The sequence below is a fragment of the Rhodococcus sp. 077-4 genome (assembly GCF_047782425.1).
In the GTDB taxonomy this organism is placed as follows: Bacteria; Actinomycetota; Actinomycetes; order Mycobacteriales; family Mycobacteriaceae; genus Rhodococcoides.
Genome location: NZ_JAJPWC010000002.1, coordinates 1138576 through 1157291 on the forward strand (window position 1 = coordinate 1138576; position 18716 = coordinate 1157291).

The window sequence follows — 18716 nt, forward strand, 5'->3', positions numbered from 1 at the left end:
CGGTCTCGAACACGGTCACCCGGCGGCGGAGTGTGATCGACCGACGGAAGGAACAACGGCTCGATGGTGCCCGTGGATACTGCCCTGAGTGGAGCCGGTCGGAACGAACCTGTTTCGAGTGGAGCCGGCCGGAACGACCATGTGTCGAGTGGAGCCGAGTCGGTGTCGGCGGCGGATGCAGTTCGGTCCGACGCGTCCGGTTCGCCGTGGCTGGCTTATCGTGGCCGGCGGGAGGCCGTGGTCGGTCGCGGAGATCTGTTCGACGAAATGCTCGACTCCGAGGGTGCCGTCCGCCCGCACTGGACCGACTTGGTCGATGGAATGCGTGAGGCCGGCCCGGGCGCCATGCAGACGTTGCAGTCGCGGGTGAGCCGTCTGGTCGACGACCATGGCATCACGTACAACCCCATTCCGTCGGGCAGCAGCGAGATGCCCAGTGCCGTCCGATGGGGTCTCGACGGAGTCCCGTTGGTGGTGGCGGCCGACGAGTGGGATCGCCTCGAAGCCGGTTTGGTTCAGCGGTCGATGTTGCTCGACGCTGTGCTCACGGACATCTACGGTGCCCAGGACACCATTCGTCGGGGGTTGATTCCGCCGGAGCTGGTGTTCGGCAACCCCGGTTACCTGCGGACGGCGCATGCGATCACCGTTCCGGGGCCGCATCAGTTGTTCATGCACGCCGCCGATGTCGCTCGTGGGTCCGACGGCAGATTTCGAGTGATCGCCGACCGCACACAGGCACCGTCGGGGGTGGGATACGCGCTCGCGGATCGGCGAGTGATGTCGCGCGCCATGCCCGAGTTGTTCCAGGCCAGCAATCCCAGGCCGTTGTCGACCTTTGCGCGTGCGGTGCGGTTGGCTCTCCGAGATGCGGCGCCCGCCTCGGCAGAGAATCCCGTCGTGGTGGTGTTGAGCCCGGGTTCGCATTCCGAGACTGCGTTCGATCAGGCTTATCTGGCAACGGTTCTCGGCTTTCCTCTCGTGGAGAATGCCGATCTCGTGGTCCGCGACGGCTGTCTGTGGATGCGGTCGCTCGGTAAGCTGCGCCGAGTTGACGTGGTACTGCGCCGAGTCGACGCCGAGTTCGCCGATCCACTCGATCTGCGGCCGGATTCGCATCTGGGCGTCGTCGGTTTGGTGGAGGTGTTGCGACGCGGTGCGGTGAGCGTGGTCAACACCCTCGGTAGCGGGGTTCTCGAGAACCCGGCTCTCCTTCCGCTGCTCCCGGAGCTCAGCCGTGCGTTGCTGGGCGAGGACTTGGTTCTCGGTTCGGTTCCCACCTATTGGGGCGGCGAGCCGAACCAGCTCTCGCACATACGCAATCGCATGCGTTCGCTGGTGCTGCGGTCGACCACGACGCGTCGCACGATCGTGGGGCACGATCTCACCGATGTCGCGGCCGGGGAGCTGTGGGATCGCATCGTTGCCGAGCCGTGGAAGTGGACCGGGCAGGAGGTCCCCGAGTTCTCGTTGGCTCCGGTCGGTTCCTCGATCGACGGTGGACCCGGCGCGCAGCTGTCCGTTGCTCCCGCGCAGGTGGGGATGAGGCTGTTCACGGTCGCACAGCGCGGTGGGTACACCCCGATGCGCGGTGGTCTCGGGCAGGTGGTGCTCACCGCTCCGGTCACCGAGCCGCTCATCACGGTGGCGTCGAAGGACGTGTGGGTCAAGTCGATCGAACGGGTCACCCCGGCCGATTCTGCTCCGCACACTCCGCCTGCGACGGTCGAGGAGTTGCCGCAGTACGCCGCGTCCAACGTGGACGTCGTCAGTTCACCTCGTGTGTTGGGTGACCTGTTCTGGTTCGGCCGCTACAGCGAGCGGGCCGAGGACATGACACGACTGCTCATCGCCGCGCGCGAACGCAATCAGGACTACCGCTCGATGCCGTGGCTCGAGGGCAGCGACAGTCTTCCGATTCTTCTCGAAGCGGTCACGAAGGTCTCGCGCACCTGGCCGGGTTTCCTCGACGAGAAGACTCGCGCCGATGCGACCGTGGAAATGCGCTCGTTGATGCTCTCGACGTCGCGGATGGGGTCACTGGCGCAATCGGTCGACCGGATGCAGCAGGCGGCGCGCGCTGTGCGCGACCAGCTTTCCAATGACACCTGGGCTGTTCTCAATCGCATCGACACTGCGCTCGAAGAGCTCGAGGAATCAGCAGTGCACAACGGCGCGCAACTGGCGTCGTCGCAATCGAGTGTGTTGCGTGGACTGCTTGCGCTGGCCGGTCTGGCGTCGGAGTCGATGGTGCGCGATGCCGGCTGGTACCTGATGGACGCGGGTAAGCGGATCGAACGCGGTCTGCAGCTCACTGCGCTGCTCTCGGCAACACTGAGCCACGCCCTCACGCCGTCGACCGAGCAGGCGGTGATCGATTCGGTGTTGTCGGCAGCCGAGTCCTCGGTGATCTACCGCAGACGCAACAGCGGACGCGCGCGCCCGGCGGCGGTCGCCCAGCTGCTGTTGTTCGACGAGGGCAACCCGCGAGCGCTGGTCTACCATCTCGATCGCCTCAGGGACGACCTCGGCTCACTGCCCGACGCCTCGGGTACGTCACGGCCCGAGCAGCTCGTCGAGCAGATGCGGGTGAGGCTGCGCCGCGTCGACCCCGGCGATCTCGAATCGGTCGATGCCAACGGTCGACGGGTGGAACTGCTCGAGCTGGTCGACGGTATCCACGACTCGTTCGAAGAGTTGTCCCGCGTCGTCCTTGCCACACACATGTCTCTGCCCGGTGGCACACAGCCACTGTGGGGCAGCTCGAGCATTCGAACTGCGAACGGGGTGCGGTGATGAGTCGTCGGTACCGAATCAAACACATCACCACGTACACGTACTCCGATCGCGTGACCTCCTCGTACGGTCGGGGCTTCTTGGCTCCACGCGACATGGACGGACAGCACTGCGTCGAGAAGTCGGTGACCGTCGAGCCGGCTCCCACCGATCAATCCTTCGGTGTCGACGTCTACGGCAACGAGGACGTGTACTTCCACGTGACGCACGACCACGAGAAGCTGGTGGTGACCGCTGATTCACTGGTGGAGGTCTACCCGCGTCCGCAGGACGAGACCACGTCGTGGCCGGCGACGGCATCCTGGGAGTCCGCTCGGATGGCACTGTTCGGTGCGAACGTGCCCGCCGATCCTGCACGCGCGTCGGCCGTCGAGTTCGCTCTGGATCTACCGACTCCGGAGATCACCGACGAGGTGCGTGCCTACGCTGCACCCAGCTTCTGGCCCGGTCGTCCCCTCGTGGACGTCATCGTGGATCTGACGCATCGAATCTTCACCGATTTCCGGTATCTCTCCGGCTCGACGACGGTCTCGACCACCGTGGTCGACGTGCTCGCCGCGCGATCGGGGGTGTGCCAGGACTTCGCTCGCCTGGCCATCGCCTGCCTGCGATCGCAGGGCCTGGCCGCGCGGTACGTCTCGGGATATCTCGCAACCGAACCTCCGCCCGGGAAAGAGCGGATGATCGGCGTCGACGCGACCCATGCGTGGGCTGCGGTGTGGATGCCCAACGATCGGTGGCTTGCATTCGATCCCACCAACGATCAGCTGGTCGACGAGCGGTACGCGACCGTGGCGTGGGGGCGTGACTACGCCGACGTTCCACCCCTGCGTGGGGTGATCTACACCGAAGCGGAGGAGAGCACCATCGCGGTGTCGGTCGACGTTGCGCCGCAGTAGCGAAACCCGGCATAATTCGGTGGCTCGGGGGTAACCGACCATCTGGTCGTATCTGGGGATGAAGTCGTACGAAAGCCGCAAAACGGGCAATCGTGTCTCATTCGTAGCCGCCGACACGGCACAGCAGAACGCAGCGAACGGGTAGCTTGGACATCGATGACCGCAACACTGGCAGACCCTGTATCAGAGGTAGTAGCAGCAGCTCAGCGACTCCTCACCAAACGCACCGGAGCTCCGGTGACGTTGATCGACCCGGTGAATCTGGGCGGTAGTGGCCAGGCTGTCGTGTTGCGAGTCCGAGTGTCCGAGAACCCTTTTCAGCTTCCTCGCACGCTGGTGATCAAGCAGGTACGCGATCTGCCCGGGGAATCGGAACTCCACACGGAGCTCGCCGACATCTCCGGTAAGAGCGCCTTCCTGCGCGAGGCGGCGTCCTACCAGTTCGCCAACGCTCTTGCCACCGACAGCAGGCCTGGACCCGAGCTGCACGCCTACGATCTCGATGCCCGACTGCTCGTGCTCAGCGATCTCGGTGACGCCAGCCCGATCACCACTCTGCTGCGCAATTCGGACGAGGCCGCGGTGACCAATTCGCTGATGGCGATGGCGCAGGCGCTCGGCCGCATGCATGCCGCCACTGTCGGCCGCGAGGACGATTTCGCCGCTCTGCTGCGCCGCGTCGGGCAGCCGGATTCCACCGACGGGATTTCCGCCCAGATTCCCGACGCCCTAGCTCGGGTTCCGAGTTTGCTCACCGGGTTGCTCGGCGTAGGGCCGACCCCGGACGCGATTCTCGATCGCGTCTCCCGCAGCGGACGTCTGTTCGCGCACGGGGCCTTTCGTGCCTTCAGCCCGTCCGATCTGTGCCCCGACAACATCATCGTCAACGACGAAGGCGTCCGATTCCTCGATTACGAGTGGGGCGGGTTCCGCGATGCCACCCTCGACATCACGTACGCGCTGGCGTCGTTCCCCGGCTGCCTGTGCAGTTTCGAGCTCTCCCACGTCCGCGAACAGGCGATGATCGACGCGTGGCGCTCGGAAGTGGTGAGCATCTGGCCTGCGTTGGCCGACGACACCGCGCTGGCGAGCAAGATCCTCGACGCGCGTCTGATCTGGGTGTGGCTGACCACGTACTGGTTCCTTCCCGACGACCACACCCGCATCGCTGCGGCCCGCGCGCACCATCTGTCGGTTCCCCGGTCGCAGGCGCTGATTTCCCGGTGGTCGGTGTTGGCCGATCGCGCGGCCCGTGCGGGCGAAGCCGGGATCGCCGAATACGCCGCGTCGGTCGCGGCTGCTCTGCGAACGAAGTGGGAACGCTGACGCGGGAGGCGTCGTTCGCGTTCACGGCCGTTGGATCGGTAGCGTTCGACCGGTGAGCGGCGGTTTCGGAAGTGACATATCGGTCGGCGACGACTCCGACGACGGACTGTTCGACACGCCTGCTCCGCCGGAGGCGACAATCGCTGAGTCACGCCCCACCTCGACCTACACCAGGCCGGACGCACCACTGGCCGTGAGAATGCGTCCGACGACCCTCGACGAGGTGGTCGGACAGTCCCATCTGCTCGCTCCGGGCGCTCCGCTGCGGCGGCTCGTCGAGGGTTCCGGTGCGTCCTCGGTGATGCTCTACGGCCCGCCGGGAACCGGCAAGACGACATTGGCGTCGTTGATCTCCGGGGCCACCGGACGCAAGTTCGAGGCGCTGAGCGCGCTCTCTGCCGGTGTCAAGGAAGTACGCAACGTCATCGAACTGGCACGACGGCGTCTGCTCTCGGGTGAGCAGACGGTGTTGTTCATCGACGAGGTACACCGCTTCTCCAAGACCCAGCAGGACGCCTTGCTCGCTGCCGTCGAGAATCGAATCGTGTTGCTGGTGGCCGCGACCACGGAGAATCCGTCGTTCTCGGTGGTGTCTCCGCTGCTGTCTCGATCACTGGTTCTGCAATTGCAGCCGCTGGCAGCCGAGGACATCGAATTGTTGCTCACTCGTGCGGCCAACGATCCTCGCGGCTTGGACGGTGCGGTGACCATCGCCGAGGACGCGATGGATCACCTGGTTCGCCTCGCGGCCGGTGATGCCCGCCGTGCACTGACGGCGCTGGAGGCGGCGGCGGGCGCTGCGACCGACGGGACATTGGACCTGGCGACGGTCGAGGCGAGTGTCGACAAGGCCGCCGTGCGTTACGACCGCGACGGAGATCAGCACTACGACGTCATCAGTGCGTTCATCAAGTCGATCAGAGGGTCCGACGTCGATGCCGCACTGCACTATCTGGCGCGGATGATCACGGCAGGCGAGGACGCGCGGTTCATCGCTCGACGTCTCGTCGTGCACGCCAGCGAGGACATCGGAATGGCCGATCCCACGGCGCTGCAGACGGCGACGGCTGCGGCGAGCGCGGTGCAGATGATCGGGATGCCCGAGGCGCGGCTGGCCTTGGCGCAGGCGACGATCCATCTGGCCACTGCCCCCAAGTCCGGTGCGGTGATCAGCGCCCTCGGTGCGGCCATGGCCGACGTCGCGGCAGGCAAGTCCGGATCGGTACCGCCGCACCTGCGCGACGGCCACTACAAGGGAGCGCAGGGGCTGGGCAACGCCGTCGGGTACAAGTATCCGCACAACAGTCCGGGCGGCGTGCTCGGGCAACAGTATCCACCGGACGAGCTGGTGGGTGTGAACTACTACGAGCCCACCGAGCACGGAGCCGAGCGAGAAATAGCGACCAGGGTGGGGAAACTGCGTCGAATCATCCGGGGCCGATAGGGCCTCGGTTCGGGACGGGGTCCGACGACGCTAACCTGTATCAGTGCAGACCCATGAGATCCGCAGGCGTTTCCTCGACCATTTCGTGAAGGCGGGACACACCGAAGTACCCAGTGCGTCGTTGATTCTCGACGACCCCAACCTGCTGTTCGTCAATGCGGGCATGGTTCCGTTCGTGCCGTTCTTCCTCGGTCAGCAGACGCCGCCGTACAACACTGCGACCAGCGTCCAGAAGTGCGTGCGCACCCTCGACATCGAGAATGTCGGCATCACCACTCGGCACAACACGTTCTTCCAGATGGCCGGCAACTTCTCCTTCGGCGACTACTTCAAGCGAGACGCCATTCGGCATGCCTGGTCTCTGTTGACGGACAGTGTCGAGGACGGCGGATACGGGTTCGATCCCGAACGCATATGGGCCACAGCCTATCTCGACGACGACGAGGCGATCGAGCTGTGGAAGGAAATCGCCGGTCTGCCCGACGAGCGCATCCAACGGCGCGGAATGGCCGACAACTACTGGTCCATGGGTATCCCCGGCCCCTGCGGACCCTGCTCCGAGATCTACTACGACCGCGGACCGGAGTTCGGTGTCGAGGGTGGTCCCGAGGCCGACGAGGATCGGTACATCGAGATCTGGAACCTCGTGTTCATGCAGAACGAACGCGGCAAGGGAATCAGCAAGGACGACTTCGAGATTCTCGGTCCGCTGCCGAAGAAGAACATCGACACCGGTATGGGCGTCGAGCGCGTTGCGTTCCTGCTGCAGGGCGTGGACAACGTCTACGAGACCGATCTCGTTCGCCCGGTGATCGCCAAGGCCGAGGAGCTCTCGGGACGCGCTTACGGCGCTGACCACGACAACGACGTGCGTTTCCGCGTCATCGCCGATCACGCGCGCACCGCGGCGCTGCTCATCTCCGACGGCGTCAACCCCGGAAACGACGGGCGCGGCTACGTGCTGCGTCGGCTGCTGCGCCGCATCGTCCGATCCGCACGTCTGCTCGGGGCTCCCGACGAGACGATGGCGCAGTTCATCACCGTCGTACGCGACACGATGGCCGAGTCCTACCCCAACCTGGTCACCGATTTCGATCGCATCCTCACGGTCGCCGTGGGGGAGGAGACGGCGTTCCTCAAGACCCTCACGTCGGGTTCGCGCCTGTTCGAGGGCGCGGCCGAGGCCGTCAAGGCGTCGGGTGCGAAGAAGATCGGCGGCGCAGAAGCATTCGCCCTGCACGACACCTACGGATTCCCGATCGACCTGACCCTGGAGATGGCAGCCGAAGCAGGCCTGTCGGTGGACGAGGACGGCTTCCGGTCGCTGATGGCCGAGCAGCGCAACCGCGCCAAGGACGACGCCCGCGCCCGCAAGCACGCGCACACCGACCTCACGGTCTACAAGGACTTCGTCGACGGTTCGCCGACCGAGTTCACCGGATTCGACGAACTCGGTTCCGAGGCAACGGTATTGGCGTTGATCTCCAACGGTGTCCGCGTTCCGACCGCGGTTGCGGGGGAGAGCATCGAGATCATTCTCGATCGCAGCCCCCTGTACGCGGAGTCCGGCGGCCAGATCGCCGATATCGGCACCATCACCGCACCCGGGCTCGGCGTCAAGGTCAACGACGTGCAGAAGATCGCCAAGAAGGTCTGGACGCACAAGTCGGTGGTCGAATCCGGTCAGATCACCGAGGGCGACACCGTCCACGTCGACGTCGACCATGCGTGGCGTAAGGGTGCGACTCAGGGGCACTCGGGTACCCACATGGTGCACGCCGCACTGCGACAGGTACTCGGGCCCAACGCGACGCAGGCCGGTTCGCTGAACAAGCCCGGCTACCTCCGATTCGACTTCTCGTGGCAGGGTGCGCTCTCGGAGGCCCAGCGCGACGACATCGAGAACGTGGCCAACGATGCGGTCGGCTCGGACTTCGCGGTCAACACCCTGGTCACCGATCTCGACAGCGCCAAGAAGATGGGCGCGATGGCGCTGTTCGGTGAGAACTACGGCGACGAGGTCCGCGTGGTCGAGATCGGCGGCCCGTTCTCGATGGAACTGTGCGGCGGTACCCACGTGGAGCACTCGTCGCAGATCGGTCCGGTCACCATTCTCGGAGAATCCTCCGTCGGTTCGGGAGTGCGGCGCGTCGAAGCGTTCGTCGGTCTCGATTCGTACCGCTATCTGGCCAAGGAACGCGCTCTGCTGGCCGGCATCGCGTCGTCGCTGAAGGTGCCCTCCGAGGAGGTGCCGGCACGCATCGAGAACCTCGTCGAGCGGCTGCGCGTCGCCGAGAAGGAACTCGACGCGGTCAAGGCGGCCGCGGTGCTGGCCTCGGCCGGTGAGTTCGTCGGAAAGGCCGAACGATTCGGTTCCGTGCGTGCGGTGATCGCCCAGGCACCGGACGGTGTAGGCGGCAACGACCTGCGCACCCTGGTGACCGACATCCGGGGCCGGTTGGGCACGGATCCGGCGGCGGTGGTGCTGTTCGGCACGGTTAACGGCAAGGTCCCGTTCGTGGTCTCGACCAACAAGGCTGCCCAGGACGAGGGCGTCGCCGCGGGCGATCTGGTCGCTGCGTTCGGTCCCAGTATCGGTGGCCGCGGTGGTGGCAAGCCCGAACTGGCTCAGGGATCGGGGTCGGACGTCGCCGGTATCGCAGCCGGTATCGACGCTGCCCGGGCCCGATTGACCGAACTCACCACCCACTGACGATCGTGACAACTCAGGGGCGCGGCCCCGATCGGCCCGGCGTCGACGATCCGGGCCGTGGCCGTCGGATCGGAATCGACGTCGGCAGCGTCCGCATCGGCATCGCGTCGAGCGACCCCGACGGGGTACTCGCCACACCGGTCGAGACCGTCCCGCGGTCGAAGATCAAGGGTCCGGACGCTCCGGACGTGGTGCGCGTAGCGGAGATCGTTGCCGAGTACGAAGCCGTCGAGATCGTGATCGGGCTACCTCGGACCCTGCGGGGGGAGCGCGGCAGCGCCGTCGACGCGGCCGAGAGATTCGGACGCTCCCTGCACCGGCGGTTGGGAGATGTACCGATTCGGATGGCCGACGAGCGACTGACTACCGTGAGCGCGTCGCGGGCTCTACGGGACAGCGGCGTGCGAGCCAAGAATCAACGTTCGGTGATCGATCAGGCTGCGGCGGTGGCGATACTGCAGGGCTGGCTCGACGAGCGTCGTGCCGTGTCGGATCGTGCAGCGAACAATCCAGGATCGACGGAGGTCGACGAGTGAACTACCAAGGGTCCGATCGGGACCGGCGAGATGCGCGCTCGGACGAGGCGCACACCGACCCGATCGGGTATCGCGTGGACGAGGGCAGCGACTTCCACCGGAGCGTGCACGGCCATCCGCAGCGTCAGGAACCGCACCCCAGGGCCTCCCGCAACGCAGATCGCGGGCTCGACGACGAGGCCGGGCGCGGAGCGGTGCCACAGGAAGTCGGGCGCAGCCGCGCAGCCGTACGCAGGGACCGAGCCGCGACCAGCCGCAAGCGTCGTGGACGTGCAATCGCAGCGGTCCTCGGGCTGCTGGTGGTCCTCGCGGTAGCAGGCGGAGGGTATTTCGCGGTGAACAAATTCGGCGATCGAACGACACCCAACGCGGATTTCGCTGCAGGCGAGTCCGGTGATGGAGTCGTGATTCAGGTGCATCCCAACGACACCGCCGAGCAGATCGGTACCCAGGCAGCGGACAAGGGTGTCGTTGCCAGCTCGGGCGCGTTTCTCGAAGCAGCGCTGCAGAACAACGCCATCACCTCGGTCCAGCCCGGCTTCTATCTGCTCACCGGCAACGTGCCTGCTGCGCGGGCAGTGAGCGAACTCGTCGACCCCGCGTCGCGGGTGGGCAACATGGTGATCTCGGAGGGTCGTCAGCTGCACGACGCGCGAGACGTGAACACCGGTGCCGTCAAGAAAGGCATCTACACGCTGATCTCCGAGGCCAGCTGCGTGGACCGAACCGGAAGCGGGACCCCCACCTGCGTGAGCTACGACGATCTCAACGCCGCAGGTGCCGTCGACGACCCTGCGGCGTTGGGCGTGCCCGACTGGGCCACCGATCGCGTCGAAGGAGTACCGGATCGCGATCGCCAGCTCGAAGGTCTGATCGCTGCGGGAACCTGGGACTTCGATCCGAGTGCTGCTCCGACCGACATTCTGAAGCAGTTGGTCTCCGAGAGCGCGACCCGCTACGAGGACACCGGAATCCTCAGCGCGGGTACCGAATCCGGGCTGACGCCGTACGACACCCTCGTCGCCGCCTCCCTCGTCGAACGTGAGTCCCTGCCGCAGGATTTCAGCAAGGTGGCCCGGGTGATCCTCAACCGCCTCGCGGTGCCGCAGAAGCTCGAATTCGATTCGACCGTCAATTACTCGCTCGACACGACCGAGGTGGCCACCACGGACGCCGACCGTGCCCGCGTGACCCCGTGGAACACCTATGCCAGCGAAGGGCTGCCGGCAACCCCGATCTCCGCGCCGAGCATCGGCGCGGTGCAGGCGGTCGAGAAGCCTGCCGACGGTGACTGGTTGTACTTCGTGACCATCAACCAGGCGGGCGAAACTCTCTTCACCCGCAGCTACGAGGAGCACCTGGCGAACATCACGAAGGTCGAGCCGGGCTTCCTCGACAGCGGTCGCTGACGTGCGTGCCGCCGTGCTCGGCAGTCCCGTCGAACACTCGAAGTCGCCACTGCTGCACCGCGCTGCGTACGGTGCACTCGGACTGGCCGACTGGACCTACGACCGCATCGAGTGCACCGGTGAGCAGTTGCCCGGCCTTCTCGACGGTTTCGGTCCCGAATGGGTCGGTGTGTCGGTCACCATGCCGGGCAAGGTCGCCGCTCTGACGTACGCCACCGAACGCACCCAGCGGGCAGTTCTGGCCGGCTCCGCGAACACCCTGGTGCGCACCGCGTCCGGCTGGCGCGCGGATTGCACGGACGTCGACGGAATCGTGGGTGCACTGCGCGACGCGGGAATCGAGGACCTGTCCGGTTGTGCCGTGACGGTGATCGGTGCAGGTGGAACGTCGAGGCCGGCGATCGTCGCGCTGGCCGGACTCGGCGCCGCTGCGGTCACCGTCGTCGCGCGTTCGGCCGACCGCGCCCGAGACACACTCGCCTGCGCCGTCGCCGCGGGCATGCGCGCGGAATTCGCGCCCACGACCGATCCCGGTCTCGCCGCGATCGCATCGGGGTCCGCTGTGCTGGTCAGCACCGTTCCCGCAATCGGAGCCGCCGAGATCGCGAAAGCTCTCGCACATGCGCCGGTGGTGCTCGATGCCATCTACGATCCGTGGCCGACCCCTCTCGCTTCCGCCGCGGAGGCAGCCGGGGGGACCGTCATCGGTGGCCTGTCGATGCTGCTCAATCAGGCGTTCGGGCAGGTCGAACAGTTCACCGGCAGGCCGGCTCCCCGAGACATCATGAGGGACGCGCTGACCGCCGTTATGTGAGCACGACATCGTCGGGTGTCCACAGATCGTGAGTTGTCCACAGGTGTCGAGTTGTCCACAGGGCAATGTGCCACCTGGGGTTCTGTGGCCGGTCATTGCTGCGGCGATGCGACCCTTCGACGATGGTGAGTCTGTGGGTAGCTGTGGTGGTCGGTGCCGTTGCCGGGGAGGCGATGCGCCGCGGCCTGGTCCGGTGGGATCCCCGGTTCCTGCCGCTGCTGTCCGCGATCGGCACCGGATGGATCTGGTGGCGGTTCGGCGGTTCCGAGTACGTGGTTCCTTTGTGCGTCACGACGTGGTGGTTCGCCGCGCTCACTGCCGTCGACCTGCAGCGGCGCCGGTTGCCGAACGCGTTGACGATTCCTGGTGCGATCGTGGTGACGGTGGCGCTGGTTGCCACCGGCTCGGCGAGGGCGCTGCTCGGCGGCGCCCTGTTGTTTGCGATCTACCTCGTCGTGCATCTTCTCGCCCCCGCGGCGTTCGGAGCAGGAGACGTCAAGCTCGCCTGGTCGGCGGGCTCGATCGCGTGCCTCGGTGGCAGTGAGGGATGGGTGATTGCCGCGCTGTCGGCGCCGCTGGCAACTGCGGTGGTGGGGTCGGTCGCCGCGGTATTCGGGCATCGGAGAGCGCGCATCGCGCACGGCCCGTCCATGTGCGCTGCCACCCTGCTGGCAGTCGCGGCTTCCCTGGCGTGAAAAGATGTTCGAGTGCTGCGCTGGATAACTGCCGGAGAATCCCACGGACCCGCTCTCGTCGCCATCCTCGAAGGAATGGTTGCGGGAGTAGAGGTGACCTCGGACGACGTTGCCTCTCAACTTGCCCGCCGACGCCTCGGCTACGGTCGCGGTGCCCGCATGAAGTTCGAGGCGGACAAGGTCACCCTCACCGGCGGTGTTCGCCACGGACGAACCATGGGCGGTCCCGTCGCGATCGAGGTCGGCAACACCGAGTGGCCCAAGTGGGAGCAGGTGATGTCTGCCGATCCAGTCGACGAGACGGTGCTCGCAGATCTCGCACGCAACTCTCCTCTGACGCGGCCGCGGCCCGGGCATGCCGATTTCTCCGGGATGCTCAAGTACGGCTTCGACGATGCGCGTCCGGTCCTCGAACGCGCCAGCGCGCGAGAGACCGCCGCGAGGGTCGCTATCGGCACCGTCGCCCGTCTGTTCCTGAAGCAGGCGTTCGGTATCGACGTCGTGTCCCACGTGATCTCCATCGGCGCGTCGGACCCCTACGTCGGTCCGCCGCCCGCAGGTGCGGACCTCGATGCGATCGACGCTTCCCCCGTTCGCGCGTTCGACAAGGCCGCCGAGGAATCGATGATCGCCGAGATCGAGGCCGCGAAGAAGGACGGCGACACGCTCGGTGGCGTCGTCGAGGTCGTCGTGCACGGCCTCCCCGTCGGCCTCGGCTCGTTCGTCTCGGGCGAACGCAAGCTCGATGCCAGGCTCGCGGCCGCCCTGATGGGAATCCAGGCCATCAAGGGCGTCGAGATCGGGGACGGCTTCGAGACCGCGCGTCGACGCGGCAGTGTCGCCCACGACGAGATGAAGCCAGGACCCGACGGTGTGCTGCGTTCGACCAACCGCGCAGGCGGCATCGAGGGTGGCATGACCAACGGCGAAGCCCTGCGGGTGCGGGCGGCCATGAAGCCCATTTCCACCGTGCCGCGCGCGCTGGCGACGGTCGACATGACCACCGGCGACGAGGCGGTCGCCATTCATCAGCGCTCGGACGTCTGCGCCGTTCCGGCCGCCGGAGTCGTCGCCGAGACCATGGTGGCCCTCGTGGTCGCACAGGCAGCGTTGGAGAAGTTCGGTGGGGACTCGCTGGCGGAGACGACGAGCAACGTCGACCACTATGTGAAGGGCACCGCCGCCCGACCTCCACGATGAGCCCGTACGCGGTCCTCGTCGGGCCGCCGGGAGCAGGCAAGTCGACCATCGGTCGGCGGTTGGCGCAGGCCCTGGACCTGGACCTGTTGGACACCGATGTGGCCATCGAGCGAGACACCGGTCGCACGATCGCCGACATCTTCTCCCGCGACGGCGAACCTGTTTTCAGGCAGATCGAGGAACGGATCGTCGCCGGTGCGCTGGCCTCGCACGACGGCATCGTCTCCCTCGGCGGCGGTGCCGTGTTGTCTCCGGCGACCCGTGCTCTGCTGTCGAACCACACCGTGGTCTACCTGGAAATCAGTGTGGCAGAAGGGCTTCGGCGGACGGGTGCCAACACGGTCCGACCCCTGCTCGCAGGACCCGACCCGCGCGCGAAGTACCAGGAACTGATGCATCATCGGCGACCCCTCTACCGCTCGGTCGCCACGGTGCGAGTGCGCACCGACAGTCGCAGCCCCGCTCGTGTCGTGGGCCAGTTGGTGGCGAAGCTGACGGCGATCGCCCCCGTTCCCGGGCGCGACGCGAACGAGAAAAGCCCCCAGTAGATGAAGGTGATTCGATGACAGAGCCAGTGCGCGTCCAGGTCGAGACTGCCAACCCGTATCCGGTGATCATCGGCCGAGGTCTGTTGACGGACCTCGTCGACGAGCTCGCCGGAACCGCCACGGTGGCGATCTTCCATCAGCCCCCGCTGGCGGAGACCGCCGAGGCCGTGCGGGCGGCGTTGGCAGACAAGGGAATCGACGCTCACCGCATCGAGATCCCCGATGCCGAGGACGGCAAGGACCTGGCTGTGGCCGGGTTCTGCTGGGAGGTTCTCGGCCGCATCGGTCTCACCCGGAGCGATGCCATCGTCAGCCTGGGCGGTGGAGCGGCAACCGACCTGGCCGGATTCGTCGCGGCGACGTGGATGCGCGGTGTGCGTATCGTCCACGTCCCGACGACGCTGCTCGCCATGGTCGACGCGGCCGTGGGTGGCAAGACGGGTATCAACACCGATGCAGGCAAGAACCTCGTCGGGTCGTTCCACGAACCGGCCGCCGTGTTGATCGATCTGGCGACTCTCGAGACCGTGCCGAAGAACGAAATCGTTTCCGGTCTGGCCGAGGTGATCAAGACCGGGTTCATCGCCGATCCCGAAATCCTGAACATCATCGAGGCCGACCCTGCCGCTGCGCTCGATCCGACCGGTGATGTTCTGCCGGAGTTGATCCGGCGCTCGGTCGAGGTCAAGGCGAAAGTCGTGGCGGCGGATCTACGCGAATCAAACCTGCGGGAGATCCTCAATTACGGGCACACTCTCGCCCACGCCATCGAGCGGCGGGAGCAGTACCGCTGGCGCCACGGTGCCGCGGTGTCGGTCGGTCTGGTGTTCGCGGCCGAGCTGGGACGGCTGGCCGGACGCCTGGACGACGTCACGGCCGACCGCCACCGTTCGATCCTCGAATCGGTCGGCTTACCGGTCACCTACGACGAGCACGCATTCGCGGATCTGCTCAAGGGGATGCAGAAGGACAAGAAGAATCGTGCGGGACTGCTGCGGTTCGTGGTGCTGGACGGTCTGGCCAAGCCCGGCCGGCTCGAAGGCCCGGATCCGGCGCTGCTCGTCGCCGCGTTCTCCGCGGTCGGTCGCGAGGCCCCTGCTGCAGGTGGGTCGGCCGTTCTGTTGTGAGCCCGAAGTCCCCGACGTGGGGCCGAACGAAAAACGGGCGGTGATCGACGCGTTGTGCGTCGATCATCGCCCGTGGTCCGATGCAGGGAAGTTCAGGAACCGTCGGCGCTTCCGTGACGACCGCCCCGCTTGTCCAGCCGGGGCTTTCCCTCGGCGTCGACTGCCGAGAACACTTCGGTGTCGGCCTCGCCGTGCTCGGCCGCCCACTGAGGTTCGGCATCCGGTGCGCGGTTGTCGCGTCCGGTGCTCCGGGTCCGCTCGGTGTTGCCCGCGTTGACCAGCTCGCGGTCGTGTGCACGCTCGGCGTCCGATGCGGCCAGCTTCTTCTTGGCGTCACGGTTGACGATGTGCCGACCCACGAAGACGGCGACGCTGGCGGCGATGAAGATGGTGAGGATGGTGAACGCCGCACCGGAGGTGAGCTCGAAGATCAGACCGTTCTGCCCCAGGCTGAAGTCGACGAAGAAGTCGACGATCCAGCTGAGGAGGCCGCCGAGGAGGCCGCCGACCACCGCGGCTTTGAGCCAGACCATCGTCAGGTCCTCGCCGTCGTCGGGGTCAGGATGCTTGCGTCGGTCGCGAATGCCGTCGATGCCGGCCCACACGATGATCACGAGCAGCACGAGGGCATACGCCACCCACCGCAGCGCCGATCCGCTCAGCGGCCACATCGACACTGCCGCCCCCAGCAGCAGTCGAACGACGACGTTGACCAATCCCATTGCTATGCCACGCACTGCCCACCCAGTCATGCGGCACAGCATATCCGCACGTCGGAAGTTTGTGTGTCGGGGCCCACACGTTTGCGGCCCGGTTCTACGCAGACGGAGCCTGCAGGACGCCCGGTAATGTCGAGATCATGCCTGCCGACTTCGGTGCCCGTCGTGGTGCCCTGCGTGAACTGTTGGCCGCCGACGGCCTCGATTCGATACTGATCACCGATTTGCTGAACGTCCGATATCTGACGGGTTTCACCGGGTCCAATGCGGCGTTACTGGTCTCGGCAGCCGATTCGGACGCGGACGAGGATCGAACGGTCATCTGCACCGACGGTCGGTATGTCACCCAGGTGGCCGAGCAGGTGCCGGACCTGCGCGCCGAAATCGATCGGGCATCGGCGGTGCATCTGCTTCGTTCGGAAGCCTCGGGCCGCGGTGGTCGAGTCGGTTACGAGAGTCATGTCGTGACCGTCGACGCACACCGGGCATGGAACGAGATCGACGGCGGCGTCGAGCTGGTGCGCGCGCCGGGCGTCGTGGAGTCGCTGCGCATCGTCAAGGACGAGTTCGAGGTGGGTCTGCTACGCGATGCGTGCCGGGCCGCCGACGACGCGCTGGCCCAGTTGGTGAACGACGGAGGCATCCGGGCCGGCCGGACCGAGCGCGCAGTGGCCCGAGAGTTGGAATCGCTGATGCTCGAGCACGGCGCCGATGCCATCTCGTTCGAGACCATCGTCGCCGCCGGGGCGAACTCGGCGGTGCCTCATCATCGGCCCACCGACACGGTGCTCGCCGACGGTGATTTCGTGAAGCTCGACTTCGGTGCGCTCGTCGGCGGGTACCACTCGGACATGACGAGGACGTTCGTCATCGGCACACCTGCGCAGTGGCAGCGCGACCTGTACGAGCTCGTTCAGCGGTCACAGACGGCCGGTCGGGAGGCACTGGCACCGGGGGTGAACACCGCCGCAGTCGATGCTGCCTCGCGGTCGGTGATCGAGGACGCCGGGTACGGGGAGTACTTCCTGCACGGGCTCGGTCACGGTGTCGGCCTGGAAATCCACGAAGCGCCGGGAATTGCGAAGACGAGCACCGGTACACTGCTGAGCGGTGCAGCGGTCACCGTCGAGCCGGGTGTCTACCTCTCCGGCCGCGGCGGCGTTCGGATCGAGGACACACTCGTCGTTCGCGACGGGGGTCCGGAACTGCTCACCCTGACAAGCAAGGAACTCACGTCCGTCTAGCGCGCGGGCGGGAGCGACATCCCGCACGTGACCGACGGCGCGTCACGCGCACAAACGATTGAGGAGACGCGAAGCAAGTGGCTTCCACCAGCGATTTCAAGAACGGTCTGGTTCTCAAACTGGAGAACCAGCTGTGGACGATCATCGAATTCCAGCACGTCAAGCCCGGTAAGGGACCTGCCTTCGTGCGGACCAAGCTCAAGAACGTGCTCTCGGGCAAGGTCGTCGACAAGACGTTCAACGCCGGTGTGAAGGTCGAGACCGCAACGGTCGACCGTCGCGACATGACGTACCTCTACCACGACGGTAGCGACTACGTGTTCATGGACGCCGACACCTACGACCAGCTTTCGATCGGTGAGGCCACCGTCGGTGACGGCGCGCGCTTCCTGCTCGAGAACCTGCGAGTTCAGGTAGCCATGCACGAGGGCCTTCCGCTGTACGTCGAGCTTCCCGTCACCGTCGAGCTCGAGGTCAAGCACACCGATCCCGGCCTGCAGGGCGATCGCTCCACCGGCGGCACCAAGCCCGCGACCATGGAGACCGGGGCCGAGATCTCGGTGCCGCTGTTCATCAACACCGGCGACAAGCTCAAGGTCGATTCACGCGACGGCAACTACCTCGGGCGTGTGAACTCCTAACGTGTCTTCGAAGAAGTCGACATCTTCCGCCTCGCAGCACGGTGCCCCCGGTGCGAAGAAGCTCGGTGCACGCCACAAGGCCCGCAAGCGTGCGGTGGACTTTCTGTTCGAGGCCGAGGCCCGCAACGTCGATCCGGTGAATCTGACCACCGAGCGCATCGAACTCGCGCGGGGCGACGACACGATCGCGCCCGTCAGTGAGTACACGTCGACTCTGGTCGAGGGGGTCGCGGAGAATCTGGATCGACTCGACGGGGTGATCGCCGATCACCTCAAGGACTGGACGCTCACCCGTCTACCTGCAGTCGATCGGGCGATCCTTCGCATCGCGGTGTGGGAGTTGTTCCACGCCACCGACGTACCGCCGGTCGTTGCAGTGGACGAGGCCGTCGAGCTGGCCAAGCAGCTGTCCACCGACGATTCGCCCGGATTCGTCAACGGCGTACTCGGTCAGATCGTCCTGGTCGCGCCGCAAGTACGGGCCGCTGCAGCGGCGGTGTCGAGCCGTACGCAAGCCGCTGCGACCGGTGAGACGGCCGTCGACGCCGAGTAGTGACCGAACGCTCTGCGATCCTGGTAGGTGTGGCTCGCAGAGCGTTGCTAGG

General features: G+C 66.3%; 16 protein-coding genes. 15 read left to right on the forward strand and 1 reads right to left on the reverse strand.

Annotated features, from left to right (window positions below; all coding sequences use genetic code 11):
* The first annotated feature begins 63 nt into the window (after positions 1 to 63).
* The 12 genes from ACNEOT_RS14655 (at position 64) to aroB (ending at position 15507) form a co-directional block, all read left to right on the forward strand.
* Entirely contained in the window at positions 64 to 2796 is a 2733-nt protein-coding gene (locus tag ACNEOT_RS14655) for a circularly permuted type 2 ATP-grasp protein (protein ID WP_415974722.1), read from the forward strand.
* Positions 2796 to 3695, forward strand: a complete 900-nt coding sequence (locus ACNEOT_RS14660; protein ID WP_415974723.1) for a transglutaminase family protein — start codon at positions 2796 to 2798, stop codon at positions 3693 to 3695. Before ACNEOT_RS14655 ends, ACNEOT_RS14660 begins: the two co-directional genes overlap by 1 nt.
* Positions 3696 to 3851: 156 nt before the next feature.
* Entirely contained in the window at positions 3852 to 5021 is a 1170-nt protein-coding gene (locus tag ACNEOT_RS14665; protein WP_415974725.1) for a kinase, read from the forward strand.
* A 52-nt stretch (positions 5022 to 5073) separates the two neighbouring features.
* A complete protein-coding gene (locus ACNEOT_RS14670) occupies positions 5074 to 6465 on the forward strand; it encodes a replication-associated recombination protein A (protein WP_415974726.1) in 1392 nt (463 codons plus the stop codon).
* 43 nt (positions 6466 to 6508) lie between these two features.
* Entirely contained in the window at positions 6509 to 9178 is a 2670-nt protein-coding gene (alaS, locus tag ACNEOT_RS14675) for an alanine--tRNA ligase (protein WP_415974728.1), read from the forward strand.
* Positions 9179 to 9180: 2 nt separating this feature from the next.
* Entirely contained in the window at positions 9181 to 9714 is a 534-nt protein-coding gene (ruvX, locus tag ACNEOT_RS14680) for a Holliday junction resolvase RuvX (protein ID WP_415975189.1), read from the forward strand.
* Entirely contained in the window at positions 9711 to 11123 is a 1413-nt protein-coding gene (locus ACNEOT_RS14685) for an endolytic transglycosylase MltG (RefSeq protein WP_415974729.1), read from the forward strand. The genes ruvX and ACNEOT_RS14685 overlap by 4 nt, the downstream gene beginning before the upstream one ends.
* A 1-nt stretch (position 11124) precedes the next feature.
* Positions 11125 to 11937, forward strand: coding sequence for a shikimate dehydrogenase (locus ACNEOT_RS14690; protein WP_415974731.1), 813 nt, complete (start codon positions 11125 to 11127; stop codon positions 11935 to 11937).
* Positions 11938 to 12059: 122 nt separating this feature from the next.
* Positions 12060 to 12632, forward strand: coding sequence for a prepilin peptidase (locus ACNEOT_RS14695; protein WP_415974732.1), 573 nt, complete (start codon positions 12060 to 12062; stop codon positions 12630 to 12632).
* A 12-nt stretch (positions 12633 to 12644) separates the two neighbouring features.
* A complete protein-coding gene (aroC, locus tag ACNEOT_RS14700) occupies positions 12645 to 13832 on the forward strand; it encodes a chorismate synthase (protein WP_415974733.1) in 1188 nt (395 codons plus the stop codon).
* Positions 13829 to 14380 carry a shikimate kinase gene (locus ACNEOT_RS14705; RefSeq protein WP_415974735.1) on the forward strand — a complete coding sequence of 184 codons (552 nt, stop codon included), beginning with the start codon at positions 13829 to 13831 and terminating at the stop codon, positions 14378 to 14380. The genes aroC and ACNEOT_RS14705 overlap by 4 nt, the downstream gene beginning before the upstream one ends.
* 14 nt (positions 14381 to 14394) lie before the next feature.
* Positions 14395 to 15507: a 3-dehydroquinate synthase gene (gene aroB, locus ACNEOT_RS14710; RefSeq protein WP_415974737.1), complete on the forward strand. Its 1113-nt coding sequence runs from the start codon at positions 14395 to 14397 to the stop codon at positions 15505 to 15507.
* 92 nt (positions 15508 to 15599) lie between these two features.
* Here aroB and ACNEOT_RS14715 read toward each other — a convergent pair whose 3' ends face one another.
* On the reverse strand, positions 15600 to 16259 hold the full coding sequence (locus ACNEOT_RS14715) for a B-4DMT family transporter (protein ID WP_415974738.1): 660 nt from the start codon (positions 16257 to 16259) through the stop codon (positions 15600 to 15602).
* 107 nt (positions 16260 to 16366) lie between these two features.
* Between ACNEOT_RS14715 and ACNEOT_RS14720 the strand changes: the two genes are divergently transcribed.
* The 3 genes from ACNEOT_RS14720 to nusB all read left to right on the forward strand — a co-directional run bounded on the left by ACNEOT_RS14720 (position 16367) and on the right by nusB (position 18664).
* On the forward strand, positions 16367 to 17470 hold the full coding sequence (locus tag ACNEOT_RS14720; protein ID WP_415974740.1) for a M24 family metallopeptidase: 1104 nt from the start codon (positions 16367 to 16369) through the stop codon (positions 17468 to 17470).
* Between the two features lie 77 nt (positions 17471 to 17547).
* Complete coding sequence (gene efp / locus ACNEOT_RS14725) at positions 17548 to 18111, forward strand: elongation factor P (RefSeq protein ID WP_415974741.1); 564 nt, start codon at positions 17548 to 17550, stop codon at positions 18109 to 18111.
* 1 nt (position 18112) lies between these two features.
* On the forward strand, positions 18113 to 18664 hold the full coding sequence (gene nusB / locus ACNEOT_RS14730; RefSeq protein ID WP_415974743.1) for a transcription antitermination factor NusB: 552 nt from the start codon (positions 18113 to 18115) through the stop codon (positions 18662 to 18664).
* Positions 18665 to 18716: the final 52 nt, after the last annotated feature.